This window comes from Candidatus Streptomyces philanthi, from assembly GCF_059553635.1.
Map to the genome: position 1 here is coordinate 18,931 of NZ_JCANQV010000024.1, position 13,727 is coordinate 32,657.

10 protein-coding genes are annotated in these 13,727 nt (G+C 72.4%); 1 reads left to right on the plus strand and 9 read right to left on the minus strand.

The genetic code is table 11. The annotated features are described in order from the left end of the window. Positions 1-144: 144 nt before the first annotated feature. A complete protein-coding gene (locus AC51EU_RS05490) occupies positions 145-1,467 on the minus strand; it encodes a HAMP domain-containing sensor histidine kinase (protein WP_496265500.1) in 1,323 nt (440 codons plus the stop codon). Further along, positions 1,464-2,162 carry a response regulator transcription factor gene (locus AC51EU_RS05495; RefSeq protein WP_496265501.1) on the minus strand — a complete coding sequence of 233 codons (699 nt, stop codon included), beginning with the start codon at positions 2,160-2,162 and terminating at the stop codon, positions 1,464-1,466. The genes AC51EU_RS05490 and AC51EU_RS05495 overlap by 4 nt, the downstream gene beginning before the upstream one ends. Before the next feature lie 319 nt (positions 2,163-2,481). Here AC51EU_RS05495 and AC51EU_RS05500 point away from each other — a divergent pair, with 319 nt between their 5' ends. Next, on the plus strand, positions 2,482-5,709 hold the full coding sequence (locus tag AC51EU_RS05500) for a bifunctional cytochrome P450/NADPH--P450 reductase (RefSeq protein WP_496265502.1): 3,228 nt from the start codon (positions 2,482-2,484) through the stop codon (positions 5,707-5,709). A gap of 67 nt (positions 5,710-5,776) precedes the next feature. Here the strand turns inward: AC51EU_RS05500 and AC51EU_RS05505 are convergent, their stop codons facing one another. The 7 genes from AC51EU_RS05505 to AC51EU_RS05535 form a co-directional block, all read right to left on the minus strand. Next, positions 5,777-6,400, minus strand: a complete 624-nt coding sequence (locus tag AC51EU_RS05505) for a TetR/AcrR family transcriptional regulator (RefSeq protein ID WP_496265503.1) — start codon at positions 6,398-6,400, stop codon at positions 5,777-5,779. Between the two features lie 117 nt (positions 6,401-6,517). Beyond that, a complete protein-coding gene (locus AC51EU_RS05510) occupies positions 6,518-7,408 on the minus strand; it encodes a DODA-type extradiol aromatic ring-opening family dioxygenase (protein WP_496265504.1) in 891 nt (296 codons plus the stop codon). Between the two features lie 23 nt (positions 7,409-7,431). Beyond that, positions 7,432-8,403, minus strand: coding sequence for a quinone oxidoreductase family protein (locus AC51EU_RS05515; RefSeq protein WP_496265505.1), 972 nt, complete (start codon positions 8,401-8,403; stop codon positions 7,432-7,434). Then, positions 8,403-10,286, minus strand: a complete 1,884-nt coding sequence (gene asnB, locus AC51EU_RS05520; protein WP_496265506.1) for an asparagine synthase (glutamine-hydrolyzing) — start codon at positions 10,284-10,286, stop codon at positions 8,403-8,405. Before asnB ends, AC51EU_RS05515 begins: the two co-directional genes overlap by 1 nt. Beyond that, entirely contained in the window at positions 10,286-11,812 is a 1,527-nt protein-coding gene (locus AC51EU_RS05525; protein WP_496265507.1) for a 4-hydroxyphenylacetate 3-hydroxylase family protein, read from the minus strand. Before AC51EU_RS05525 ends, asnB begins: the two co-directional genes overlap by 1 nt. Further along, positions 11,809-12,657, minus strand: a complete 849-nt coding sequence (locus AC51EU_RS05530) for a TauD/TfdA dioxygenase family protein (RefSeq protein ID WP_496265508.1) — start codon at positions 12,655-12,657, stop codon at positions 11,809-11,811. Before AC51EU_RS05530 ends, AC51EU_RS05525 begins: the two co-directional genes overlap by 4 nt. Positions 12,658-12,692: 35 nt before the next feature. Next, complete coding sequence (locus tag AC51EU_RS05535) at positions 12,693-13,682, minus strand: L-tyrosine/L-tryptophan isonitrile synthase family protein (protein ID WP_496265509.1); 990 nt, start codon at positions 13,680-13,682, stop codon at positions 12,693-12,695. Positions 13,683-13,727 lie beyond the last annotated feature (45 nt).

Below are 13,727 nucleotides of genomic sequence, written 5' to 3' on the forward strand. Positions count from 1 at the left end.
CCGGCCGATTTGAGGGATTTGCGTGCCCGCTTGAGGTGGTCGGGAAGGTTCGTCGCCTTCTTGGTGAAAGTCCTGGTGGTCTTGGAAGCGAAGGAGAGAACTAAAACCCTCAACGAGGCGCGACGGAGCCCGTCGGCCCACCCCTCACCCCTCACCCCCACTCCCATGCGCCGGCAGCTCGAAGCCGACCTCCGCGCCGCCTTCCGGGGCCGTGGTGGCGAAGACGGTGCCGTGGTCGGTGGTGATGAGGTCGTGGACGATGGCGAGGCCGAGGCCGGAGCCGGGGGTGGTCTGGGTGTGGGGGCCGCGGTGGAAGCGGGCGAAGACGGCGTGTTGGTCGGCGGGGGCGATGCCGGGGCCCTGGTCGCGGACGGAGAGGCGGGTGCCGTTGATGTGGAGGGTGATGGGGGTGGGGGCGGGGCTGAATTTCGCGGCGTTGCTCAGGAGGTTGTCGATGCAGCGTTGGAGAGCGCGGGGGCGGGCGAACACCGGGAGGGGGTGGGTGGTGGTGAGGGTGATGGTGCGGCCGGTGAGTTGGCGGTAGCGGTGGGCGGAGTCCTCGGCGGTGGTCGGGAGGTCGACGACGGTGGGGGCCTCGGCGGTGTAGCGGTCGGTGGCCAGGTCGACGAGTTCGCGGACCAGGTCGTCGAGGGCGATGGTCCCGGTGACGAGGGTGGCGAGGATCTGCTCCTCGTCCTCGGGGGCGAGTCCGCCGCGGGCGCGTTGCAGCAGTTCGGCGCTGCCGCGGACCGAGGTGAGCGGGGTGCGCAGTTCGTGGCTGGCGTCCTGGACGAGTTGCTGCTGCTGGGCGCGGGAGCGGCGCAGCGCGGTGAGCATGGCCTCGAAGCTGCGGGTGAGCTGGCCGACCTCGTCGGAGCCGGCGGGCGGCAGCGGGGTCGAGAGGTCCTGGGTGGTGGTGATGCGTCCGGTGGCCTGGGCCAGGCGGCGGACGGGGCGCAGGATGCGGCGCAGGGCGAGCCAGCTGACCAGGGCGGACACGCCGGAGGCGAGCACGGTGGTCCAGGAGATGCGCCAGAGGAACGCGTGGTCGAGGCGCTCGGCGTACTCGTAGCTCTGGCCGATCATGACCGCTCCGCCTCCGGGCAGCGCCCTGGTGAGGACGCCGTACTCGGTGCCGTCGACGGTGACGTCCTCGCGGCTCGTGCCCGTGCCCGTCCGGGCAACTTGGCGGGCGGCGGCGGAGACCGGTAGCGGGGTGTGACCGGGGGAGAGCAGGCGTACGGGGCCCCGGGCGGGCAGAACCTGTTCGGTCATGTCCGGGCGTGCGGGCGGGGTGCGGGAGGCGGTGAGGACGGCGATGACCGTCTCGGCGCGGTCGTCGAGGCCGCGGTCGAGCTCGTCGGCGAGGAGGTTGCCGACATTGCGGTAGGAGACGGCGGCGATGAAGGCGATGGCGAGCGCCGCGGCCGCGAAGACGACCGCTGCGATCTTGGTGCGGAGCATCATGACGGACGGATGACGAAACCGACGTTGCGCACGGTGTGGATCAGCCGGGGCGCGCCGTGCTGTTCGGTCTTGCGGCGGAGATAGCCGATGTAGACGTCCAGGGAGCGGGACGTGGTGTCGAAGTCGTAGCCCCAGATGCGTTCGTAGAGCTGGGCGCGGGTGAGGACCGCGCCCTCGTTGCACATCAGCAGTTCCAGGACGTCGAACTCGGTCTTGGTCAGGTCCAGGGGGTGTGTGCCGCGGTGGGCCCGGCGGGTGGCGGGGTCCAGGGTGAGGTCGCCGACGGTCAGGAGGGCGGCGGTCTCGGGGGGTGCGGCGCGGCGCAGCAGCGCGCGGATGCGGGCGAGGAGTTCCTCGGTGGCGAACGGTTTGGCGAGGTAGTCGTCGGCGCCCGCGTCCAGGCCCGCGACGCGGTCGCCGATCTGGTGGCGGGCGGTGAGGACCAGGACGGGCAGCCGGTCACCGCGGCGGCGCAGCGTACGGCACAGGGCGAGGCCGTCCATGCCGGGCATGACCACGTCCACCACCGCGAGGTCCGGGCGGTGCTGGCTGAGGAGGTCGAGCGCGTGGAGCCCGTCGGGCGCCAGGAGCACCTGGTAGCCCTCGAAGCGCAGCAGTTGGTCCAGTGTGCTGCGCACGCCCGGGTCGTCCTCGGCGACGAGCACCAGGGCGCGGCGTTCGGCCGTCTCGATCATGGACTCATCCTTGCAGATGGGGGGCGTGGTCATGATCGTCGTCCGGGCGGCCCCGTCCGTCGCACGGTACGCGCAGCCGACTCGCCCCCGGACACGCCGACGGCGGACAAGCGGCCACCACCCCGCCCCCACCCCTCCCACAAGGACCACAGAGCGACGACAGAGACACACAAGCCCCCGCCCCCGGACGCCATACCACCCCCTCCGGTTCTCCCGCCCGACCGTGTCAAGTAACACAATCGCCCGACATGTTCACTCGACAAAGTCGCCTGTAAGGTGAAGCGCAACCGACGGCGAGTGCGGAACGAAAGGCACGCTCATGAGCAACGTGGCCCTGTCCCCGGTCGAGACGATTCCTGAGCGCCCGGCGCTGCCGCTGGTCGGTCATGCCCTGGGCATCCCCCGTGGTGCCGATGGGCTGCTGCATCTGATGAAGGAGGCCAAGGAGCTGGGGCCGGTCTTCCGGATCCGGGTCTTCGGGGTCGAGACGGTGGTGGTCGCCGGGCTGGATCTGGTGGCCGAGCTGGCGGACGAGACGCGCTTCCGCAAGAACGTCACGCCCGACCTCGTCGAGATCCGGCAGATCGCCGGGGACGGCCTCTTCACCGCCTTCCACCACGAGGCGAACTGGCGCAAGGCGCACGACATCCTGATGCCCGCGTTCTCGCTGGGCGCGATGCGCGGCTACCACGCGACCATGCTCCGCGTCGCCCGCTCCCTCCTCGCCAAGTGGGACCGCGCCGCCGGGAACCACCCCCTGGACGTCCCCGCGGACATGACGCGGCTGACGTTCGACACGATCGGCCTGTGCGGCTTCGGCCGCGATTTCGCCTCGTTCGAGCGGGACGACGCGCCGCATCCCTTCGTCGGCGCGATGTCCCGGGCGCTGGAGTTCACCCAGGCCAAGGGGGAGTCCGTCCCCGGCACCGAGGTGTTCCGCTGGAAGCAGGCCGACAGGTTCCGCAAGGACGCACAGTTGATGACGGACCTTGTCGACGAGGTGATCCGGCAGCGCCGGGCGTCCGGTGACACGAGCACCGACGACCTGCTGGGGCGGATGCTGCACACCCGGGACGCGGTGACGGGCGAACCGCTCGACGACGTGAACATCCGCCACCAGGTGATCACGTTCCTCATCGCCGGGCACGAGACCACCAGCGGGGCGCTGTCCTTCGCGCTCTACTACCTGATGAAGCACCCCGAGGTGCTGGCCCGCGCCCAGGCCGAGGTGGACGCCCTGTGGGGCGACACGGACATGCCCGACCCCGAGTACGGCGACGTCGGCAAGTTGGCGTATGTCCGGCAGGTGCTCAACGAGAGCCTGCGGTTGTGGCCCACCGCGCCCGGCTTCGCCCTCGAACCTGTCGAGGACACCGTCCTCGGTGGCAGGTACCCGGTCCGTAAGGGAGAGACCCTGCTGGTGCTCACCCCGGCCCTGCACCGCGATCCCGCGTGGGGCGAGAACGTCGAGCTGTTCGACCCCGACCGGTTCACGCCCGAGCGGGAGGCGCGGCGCCCGGTCCATCTCTTCAAGCCGTTCGGCAACGGGGAGCGTGCCTGCATCGGCCGCCAGTTCGCGCTGCACGAGGCCACGCTGCTGCTCGGCCTGCTGGTGCACCGCTACCGGCTGATCGACCACGCCGACTACCAGCTGAAGATCAAGCAGTCGCTCACCCTCAAGCCCGGCGACTTCACCGTCACCCTCGCCCGGCGCACCAGCGAGGAGCGCCGTACGCCCGCCGCCACCACGCCCGCGGCGCCCGCCCACCAGGACCGCCCCGCGCCCCGCCGCGCCACCGGTACCGCCCTGACCCTGCTGCACGGCTCCAACCTCGGGACCTGCGCGGGCCTCGCCCGCGACCTGGTGGCGGACGGTGAGGAGAACGGCTTCGCCGCCTCCGTCGCGCCCCTCGACGACCACGTCGGCAAGTTGGCAGGTACCAAGGACCCGGTGGTGATCGTCGCCGCCTCCTACAACGGCCGCCCCACCGACGACGCCGCCCGCTTCGTCGACTGGCTGGACGAGCTGGAGCCCGGCGCGCTCGACGGCGTCCCGTACGCGGTGCTCGGCGTCGGCGACCGCAACTGGGCCGCTACCTACCAGCGTGTTCCCACCCTCATCGACGAACGCCTCGCGGCGGCCGGCGCCGTCCCCCTGCTGGCGCGCGGCGCCGCCGACGCCTCCGGCGACTTCGCGGCGGCCGTGGACCGCTGGACGTCCGACCTGTGGACCACCCTCCTGGAGCGCTACGGGGCCCCCGCGAACACCGTGCCGGACGGGAACCAGGGCCGGGACCGGAACCGGGACCAGAACCGCAACCAGCCCCAGGACGAGGCCCTGTACACCCTGGAGGACGCGGCCGACTCCGTCACCGGTGAACTCGCCGCCCGCCACGGCGTACAGCCCATGGAGGTGCTCGACACCCGCGAACTCGTCGACACCACCCACCCCTTGGGCCGCTCCAAGCGCTTCCTGCGCCTCCGGCTGCCCGAGGGCGTCACCTACCGCACCGGTGACCACCTCGCCGTCCTGCCCCGCAACCCGGACGCCCTCGTCCGGCGCGTCGCCGACCGCTTCGCCCTCGACCTCGACCGCACCGTCCGGCTGCGCGCCCGCCGCCGCAGCTCCGGCGCCCTGCCCGTCGACCGCCCGCTGACCCTGCGCCGGCTGCTCACCGATTTCGTGGAGCTCCAGGACCCCGCCACCCCGGACCAGGTCCGTGTGCTCGCCGAACACACCGCCTGCCCGCCCGAGAAGCGGCCCCTGGCCGAACTCGCGGCCGCTCCCGAGAAGATGGCAGGTCGCAGCGTCCTGGACCTGCTGGAGCGCTACCGCTCCTGCGAGCTGCCCTTCGAGCGCTTCCTGGAGCTGCTGCCGGTCCTGCGTCCGCGCCACTACTCGATCTCGTCCTCCGCCGAGGCGGCGCCCCGCGAGGTCGACCTGATGGTGTCGCTGCTCGCCGCGCCCCATCGCGGCGGCGAGGGCGCCTTCCGCGGCGTCGCCTCGCACTACGTGCAGACGCTGAGGGCCGGGGACACCGTGCAGGCCCGGGTGCTCCCCTGCAACGAGTCGTTCCGGCTGCCCGAGGACCCGTCCGTACCGGTCGTCCTGGTCAGCGCGGGCACCGGCCTCGCGCCGTTCCGCGGCGCCGTCCTCGACCGCCTGCACACCGGCACCGGCGGCTCCCTGCTGTGCTACTTCGGCTGCGACCACCCGGACGTCGACTATCTGCACCGCGCGGAGTTCGAACGGGCCGAGGCGGCCGGGGCCGTCAGCATGCGCCCCACCTTCGCCCACGCCCCCGAGGACGGCGCCCGCTTCGTCCAGGACCGCATCCTCCGGGAGAGCGACGAGGTCTGGGCCGTGCTGGAGGCCGGCGGCAGCGTCCATGTCTGCGGCGACGGCCGCCGCATGGCCCCGGCGGTGCGGGAGGCGTTCATGACGACGTACCGCGCGAACACCGGCGCGGGGGCCGAGGAGGCCGCGGCCTGGCTGGCGGCCCTCGTCGAGTCCGGTCTCTACGTGGAGGACGTCTGGGCCGGCTGACCCGGCGGAACACACCACGGGCCACGGACGCACTCCGCGTCCGTGGCCCGTCGCATGAGGGGGCCCGTCAGGCCGCGGGCACGGGGACGGGCTCCAGCCGTCCGCCCGCCAGGGCCACGATGGTGGAGACCAGGACCTGGAGGCAGGTCTGCGAGGACTCCTCGTCGGGCAGGGAGAGGTGTTGCAGGCTCAGCCCGTCGAAGCTCGCCAGGAAGAACCGGGCGATGACCGACGCGGGCTGGGCGAGCCGGTGGCCGGTGCGCTCGGCCGCCTCGGTCACCAGCTTCTCCGTCACCTCCGTCACTCCGCGGTAGTGGCTCTCCACCGTCTCGTGCAGGCTCGGGGTGCGCAGTGCGAAGAGGGTCAGTTCGGTGAGCAGCTGGTGGCTGGTGGGCTGTTCGTGGACGGTGCGCCACAGGGCGGAGACCATGGCGGCCATGGTCTCCTCGAAACCGGCGTCCACGGGGACCGACTCCTCGACCTGTCGGACGAGGTCCTGGGTGAGCTGCTCCATGACGGCGCGGTACAGCCCTTCCTTCGTGCCGAAGGTGTAGTGCACCGTCGCCTGCGCCACGCCGAGTTCCGCGGCGATGGCGCGGGTGCTTCCGGCGGCGACGCCCTCCCTGGTCATGAGGTCGATGGCCGCTTTGATCAGTTGGGGGCGGCGCTCGGCCGCGGGGACATGTGCCATGGGGCCATGATAACGACTGAGTCGATCGAAAAAGTCGAACGAACCACAGGGGCCCGCCCCGGTCGCCACCCCGTGGAAGGGCGGCCGCCGGGGCGGGCGCGCTGAGGAAGGGACGGCTCACCCCGCCCCGCCGCCCGTCCACCCCCTCTCCGGCCGGTCGAACCACAGGTGCACCTGTCCCGTCCCGATGCCGTTCTCGTACCCGCTGTACGGGACGGCGGGGGCGGTGCAGGCGGGGCCGCCGAGGGCGCCGGCGAGCATCAGGTAGTGGCCGAAGCGGGCCTCGGGGGCGAAGCGGTCGTAGTCCGGCATGGTGGCGATGACCTCGTCGTGCCGGCCGGAGCGCAGCCAGTCGATGCGCTGCTCGTCGGCCGCCCGCGCCTCCGGGGTGACGATGTGCGCCGGGTCGCCGGCCATCCGGGCACGGAGCTCGTGCAGCGGCCAGAACGCGTGGGAGAGGCCGCCGGACGCGAGCAGGAGGATCTCGCGGCCGAGGCCGGAGACCGCTTCGGCGAGGGTTTCGCCGAGGCGGAGGAAGTCCTCGGTGGTGGCGGTCTGGCAGACGGAGACGGAGAGCCAGGGGGTGCCGGGGCGGCCCAGGTGGGACCAGAGGTTGAGGGTGGCGTAGTGGATCGGGAGGTAGGGGTCGTCGTTGGCGGTGAACCACAGCGAGCGGCGGCCGGCCAGATCGGCGACGGCGTGGGCCAGTTCCGGGTCGCCGGGCAGGTCGTACGGCAGCCGGCTGATCGCGGCGGGCATCTCGTCCGAGGTGAACAGGCCCGCGCGGCGCCCGTGGGCGGTGATGACCGCCTCGGTCGTGGTGGCCCAGTGGGAGTCGAGGACCACGACCGCGTCGTGCGGGACGGTGGCGAACTTCTCGCGCGCCAGCCGGGCCAGACCGGTGGCGAGGGTGAAGTCGCGGCCGCCGTTCGCCTCGATGCGGGCGCCCTCGGGGAACATGATGACGGGGGAGTGCGAGAGCAGTCCCGCGCCGGTGATGTCGCCCATGGGTGACCTCCTTCGGTCGGGGACTACGGGGTGAGCAGGAGCTTTCCGGTGGTGCGGCGCGCGGCGAGATCCGTGTGCGCCCGGTGGGCCTCGGCCAGCGGATACGTACCGCCGAGCGCGAAGCGCAGGGTGCCGTCGAGCAGACCGGCGAAGACGTCGCCCGCCCGCCGCTCGAACTCCTCGACGGTGGCGCGGAAGTGCTCCAGGTACGGCCGGGTCAGGGTCAGCGAACCGCCCCACAGCAGCCGCATCACGTCGACGGGCGGCACCGCCCCGCCCGCCCCGCCGAAGAGGACCAGCGTGCCGCGGGTGCGCAGGGAGGCGAGACTGGCGTCGAAGGTGGGCGCGCCGACCCCGTCGTAGACCGCGTGGACGCCCTCGCCGCCGGACAGCAGCCGGACATCGGCCGCCAGATCGGCGGTTTCGGTGTAGCGGATGACCTCGTCGGCACCGTTGGCGCGGGCGATGCGCTCCTTCTCCTCGGTGGAGACGGTGCCGATGACGCGGACACCGCGCCGCTTGAGCATCTGGGTGAGCAGCAGCCCCACCCCGCCCGCCGCCGCGTGGACAAGCACGGTCTCGCCCTCGCGCGCCGGATACGAGTCGTGCGCCAGATAGTGGGCCGTCATCCCCTGCACGAGGGCGCCGCCCGCGGTGACCAGGTCGAGCCCGTCGGGCACGAGGATCGCCTTGTCCTCGGGGACGACGACGCGGGTGGCGTAGCTGCCGGGCACGGTCGTCCAGGCGACGCGGTCACCGGGCCGGAAGCGGGTGACGCCGGGGCCGACGGCGAGGACGGTGCCGGAGCCCTCCTCGCCCGGGACGGACGGCAGCGGCAGCGGATAGCGGCCCTCGCGGCGGTAGAGGTCGATGAAGTTGACGCCCGCCGCGGCGAGTTCGACGAGGATCGTGCCCTCGCGCGGGGTGGGGTCGGGCAGTTCGACGGGGGTCAGGACCTCCGGGCCGCCGGTGCGGCGGACCTCGATGGCGTGCATCAGTGGGTTCCCTTCGGGGTGGACGGGACGGGGGCGTCGAGAGTGACCTCGTAGGTGCGCAGCCAGTCGTCGAGGCGGACGGTGGACTCCACGAGAATCCGCTCGAACTCGGAGAGGCTGCCGGTGGCGGTGCGGCCGGTGAGCCGGCGGACGGCGTCGCCGTCGAGGTACGGGCCGAGGGGCGCGCCGTCGCCGCCCGCCGCGGCGGTGAGCCCGGTGAGCAGGGCCCGGTCGTAGGCGGGGTCCTGGAGCGAGGGGTAGGCGGCCTTCTTGCGCCGCAGGACCTCCTCGGGCAGCAGATCGGCGGCGGCCTCCCGCAGCAGCGCCTTCTCCTGGCCGCCGAAGGTCTTCATCGACCAGGGGACGTTGTAGACGTACTCGACGAGCCGGTGGTCGCAGAACGGGACCCGGCCCTCCAGCCCGCTGGCCATGGACATCCGGTCCTTCTTGTCGAGCAGGACGGGCAGCCAGCGGGTCAGGGTGAGGTGGGACAGTTCGCGGGTCCTGCGGTCCCCGGCGCTCTCGCCGTCGAGGCGGGGCACCTCGGCGAGCGCGGTGCGGTAGAGGTCGGCCTGGTACTCGGCGAGGTCGATGCCGTCGACGAACCAGGGGTGGAACAGCGACCGCGGGTCCAGCCCCCGGTGCGCGCCGAGCTTCAGCCACGGGAACGTCTCGGCCTGCCGCGCCTCGGGGTCGGAGAACCACAGGTAGCCGCCGAAGACCTCGTCGGCGCCCTCCCCGGACAGCGCCACCGTCGCGTGCTCCCGTACGGCCGCGAACAGCAGGTACAGGGAGACGTCGAGGTCCGCGAAGTTGAACGGCAGGTCCCAGGCGCGCAGCACGGCGCGGCGGACGTCCGGGTCGAGCAGCCGGGAGCGGTCGAGTTCGACGGTGTGGTGGTCACTGCCGACGTGCCGGGCGACGGCGAGGGCGTAGGGCCCGTCCGGGGTGGGGCGGATGGCGTCCGCCCGGAAGTTCTCGGTGTGTCCCGTGAAGTCGACGGAGAAGGTGGAGAGCCGGCCGCCCTCGGCCGCGCGGGTGCGCTGGGCCAGCGCGGTCACCGTACTGGAGTCGAGGCCGCCGGAGAGCAGCGAGACCAGCGGGACGTCGGCGGTCATCTGGCGGGGGACGATGTCCTCCAGCAGCTCGCGGACGGTGGCGACGGTGGTAGGCAGATCGTCGGTGTGCGGCCGGGCCTCCAGCGCCCAGTACCGCTCCTCGGTGATCCCGTCACGGCTCACCCGCAGCAGATGTCCCGGCTTCACCTCCCGCATCCCCCGGAACGGCACCCGGCCCGGAGTACGCAGGAACAGCAGCGCGTCGCACAGCTCCTCCGGGCCCGCCGCCGCCCGCACCTGCGGATGGGCGAGCAGCGCCTTGGGCTCCGAGCCGAAGACCACACCGTCCTCGGTGGGGTGGTAGTACAGCGGCTTGACGCCCAACCGGTCGCGGACCAGCAGCAGTTCCTCGCGGGCGGAGTCCCAGACGGCGAGCGCGTACATGCCGTTGAGGCGTTCCGCGAAGTCCGCGCCGTGCTCCAGGTAGGCGCGCAGCGCGACCTCGGTGTCGCTGCGGGTGGTGAACCGGTGCCCGGACAGGGCGAGTTCGGCGCGCAGCTCACGGAAGTTGTAGATCTCCCCGCCGTAGGTGACCACCGCGCGCGGCCGGCCGCCCGGCGCGCGCTCCGGCGCGGCCATCGGCTGCGCGCCGTGCTCCAGGTCGATGACGGACAGCCGCCGGTGACCCAGTGCGACGTGGGTGTCGAGATGGACGCCCGAGGCGTCCGGGCCGCGGGCGGTCAGTGTCCGTGTCATGGCGTCGATGACGCCGCGCTGCGAGGTCAGGTCGCGGTCGAAGGCGACCCATCCGGTGATGCCGCACATCACAGGCTCCCTTCGGGGCCGTCGGCGTCCAGCCAGGGGCCGCGGCGCCAGCCGTCGAGGTCGTAGTCGTCGAGGCAGTCCTGCACCAGCGCCTCGTAACGGGCGAGGTTGCCGCGCCCGGTCGCCCACCTCAGGGCGTCGAGCCGGACCTGTTCGCCGTTCCCGGAGTAGTTGCGCTCGTACAGCTCGTGCCGGCCGCCGAACTCGGTGCCGATCGCGTCCCAGGCGAGCTTGAGCAGCTTGATCCGGTCGTGGGCGGTGGAGTCCGCGCCCCGGTAGAAGCGGTCGATCAGCGGCCGCAGTTCGGGGTTGGCCAGGTCGCGGGCGCTGGACGGTACGGCGAGCGGCGCCCCGCCCAGGGTGGTCTCGAACAGCTCGTGGACGCGGTTCCAGACCTGCGCGTTGTACATCCGCATCGCGCTGGCGTGCTCCAGCTTGGGGACGACGGTGCCGCCGCTGCCCGGTTCCGGGTCGTACGCCATCGCCGAGGTCAGCGCCCACACCATGTCCCGCATGGTGATCAGCTCGCCGACGGCGGCCTGCACCCCGCGGAACGCGTCGGTGCCGTTGGCGCGGGTGCCGCGGGCGAGCAGCCCGGCCATCAGCTCCAGCTTGACGCTCAGCCGGACGCCGGACTGGAAGTTGTAGAGGTTGGGGAAACCCGAGGTGGCGAAGAAGCCGGTGGCCCGTTCGATGTCCCGGTAGACGAGGATGTCCTCCCAGGGGATCAGCGCCTCGTCGAGCAGCAGCACACTGTCGTTCTCGTCGAAGCGGCTGCTGAGCGGCGCGTCGAAGGGCCGGGTGCCGGACCGCGCGTAAGGGGTGCGGCAGACGAGCTTCACGCCCGGGTTGTCCATCCGCACGAGGAAGACCAGCGCGAACGCCTCCGCCTTCCCGGGCGCGAGCGCCGCCGACCCGACGGGCGCGACGAAGCCGGCGTGGGTGAGCGCGGAGCCCGTCGCCAGCATCTTCGCGCCGCTGACCACCACCCCGGCGTCCGTCTCCCGCACCGCGTGCACATACACGTCCTCCATGTCGTGGACGGCGCGCTTGCGGTCGACGGGCGGATTGATCAGAACGTGGTTGAGATAGAGGGCCTTGCTCGCGAACTCCCGGTACCAAGCGGTGGCATTGGCCGCGTACGGCCCGTAGTAGTCGGCGTTGACGCCCAGGCCCGCCATGAAGGCGGCCTTGTACTCGGGCGTGCGGCCGAGGAAGCCGTAGCTCATCCGCGCCCAGGTGGCGATGGCCTCCCGCGCCTCGACGAGGTCGCCGGCCGAGCGGCTGGGCCGGAAGAACTTGTGGGTGCGGATGCCCTGGTCGTCGGTGCCGGTGAGAACGTCCGACGTCGCCGGGTCGTGCAGCGCGTCGTAGAGGCGGGCGACGGAGCGGACGGAGTTGCGGAACGCGGGGTGGGTGGTGACGTCCTTGACGCGTTCCCCGTCGAGGTAGACGTGCCGCCCGTCGCGCAGGCTCTCGGTGTAGGCGTCGCCGGTCAGCAGGGCCGTGGTGCCGTCGGTGGTCATCGCACCAGCCCCGGGTTGGCCAGCGGCGGGGTGCTCTGCACCTGCACGCGGCGCAGATGGCGCGGGGCGCCGCTGGTGAACGCGTTGCGGCCGTGCAGCAGCGTGAAGTTGTCGGCGACGACGATGTCCCCGGTGCGCCAGCTGTGCGCGTACAGATGCGCCGGGTCGTAGAGCGCGGCCCGCAGGGTGCGGTGCGCCTCGGCCAGCTCCTCGCCCGGCAGACCGGAGAAGCGCAGGTCGGGGTGGTTGACGAAGGAGGCGTCGCCGGGGTCGGCGGGTTCGTTGTAGCGGATGACGGGTGCGCCGTGCCCGGGGTGGGTGGTGACGAGCGGGGAGACGGTGACGCTGTCGTAGTACTCCATCGCCCGGTGGTACGTGCCCGTCACCTGCGACCAGCGGCCCGCGGTCTCCGGGTCGGCGGCGGCCAGCACGGCGGTGGTCTGCGAGAACGTCGTCTCCCCGCCGTTGCCCTCACCGGGCGCGTGCACACACTGGAACACCTGGAACTCCGGGACGTGCTCGCGGTACATGCCGTCCCAGTGCATCGGCATATGGCTGTGGTCGAAGATGTGGTCCTCGGGCCGCTCACGCTCGACGAGTTCCAGGACGGTGCCGAACGGCCAGACGCTCAGCTCGCCCCAGCGCTCGCAGTACGCGGACAGCTCCTCGGGCCCGTCGAAGCCATGGAAGCCGCGGAGCAGCAGCAGATGGTGTTCCCGTACGAGGTCGCGCAGCGCCTCCACGGACAGGTCGGCGACATGCGCCTCGGGGGAGGGGGCGTGCAGGGCGACGCCGAACGGGTCGATCGGGGTGGTCGCGTACTCCGCGCCGGGAGCGGGGGACATGGGGGTCTCCTGTGGGGACGGGGGAGGGGTGGGGGTCATGCGCAGACCCGGGCGGGGGCCGCGTGGGCGGCCTCTTCGGCGGCGTCCAGCGCGTAGTACGCCGGACGGCCCGCCACGAACGCGGGCCGGGCGCCCGCCTGTTCGGCGTCGGCCCGCTTCATCAGCGTGAAACCGTCGCCGGTCTTGACCGCGACGCTGTGCCAGGGCGTCAGCCAGGCGTCGGGGGTGTCGGCGAGCAGGATGCCGATCTTCTCGGTGGAGCAGGGCTGGGGGTGTATGGACAGCCGGACGGCGTCGGGAAAGAGGTCGCCGAGCAGCCCGCCCCAGGCGCGGCTGCGCTGGATGATCCGGTAGGCGAGCCGGCGGCACTCGCGTTGCAGCGCGGAGCGGGTGCCGGTGTACTGCGGCCCGGACAGGTCCTCCAGCATGAAACGGGTGATGCCCCGGTACATGGCGAGCGGGGCGCCGCCCGCGTGGACCTCGTCGCGCAACTCCTCCAGGGACGGGGCGTGCCCGGCGGAGAGCCGGTCGCGCATGTCGCCGTGGCCCGCGCCGTCGTAGACGTCGTCGAGGGTGAACTGTTCGAGGTGGTCGGCACCGATCCGGGTGATCATGGCGTCGATGCCCTGGACGTACGCGCTGACGTTCGCGTCGCTCACGCCCAGCAGATCGTTGAAGACCCGCCCGTCGGAGCAGATCCGGATGACCGCGCCGGGCGCGTGGTGCGCGGAGATACGGGCGCACAGGTCGTCGAGGAAGCGCAGGGCGAGTTCCTCGGCGAGGTCCGGCAGCGGTCCGAGGACCTTGGCCGGGTTGGGGGACTTCGTCGGGAACGCCGGCAGGACGAACTCGATCCGCCGGCCGCTGCCGATGGTCTTCCGCAGCGCGGCCAGATGATGCGCGGCGCAGCGCGGGCAGACGTCCCCGGTGCAGCCGCCGTCGCGCATTCTGCGCTGGTGTGCCAGGACTTCCCCGAGCACGGTCCGTGCGACCGCCTCGGTGTCGGATGCGGAGATGTGGGGCACCGCGTCCTCCCTTCGTGGACTGGCATCCACCGTGGTCGGCACGCG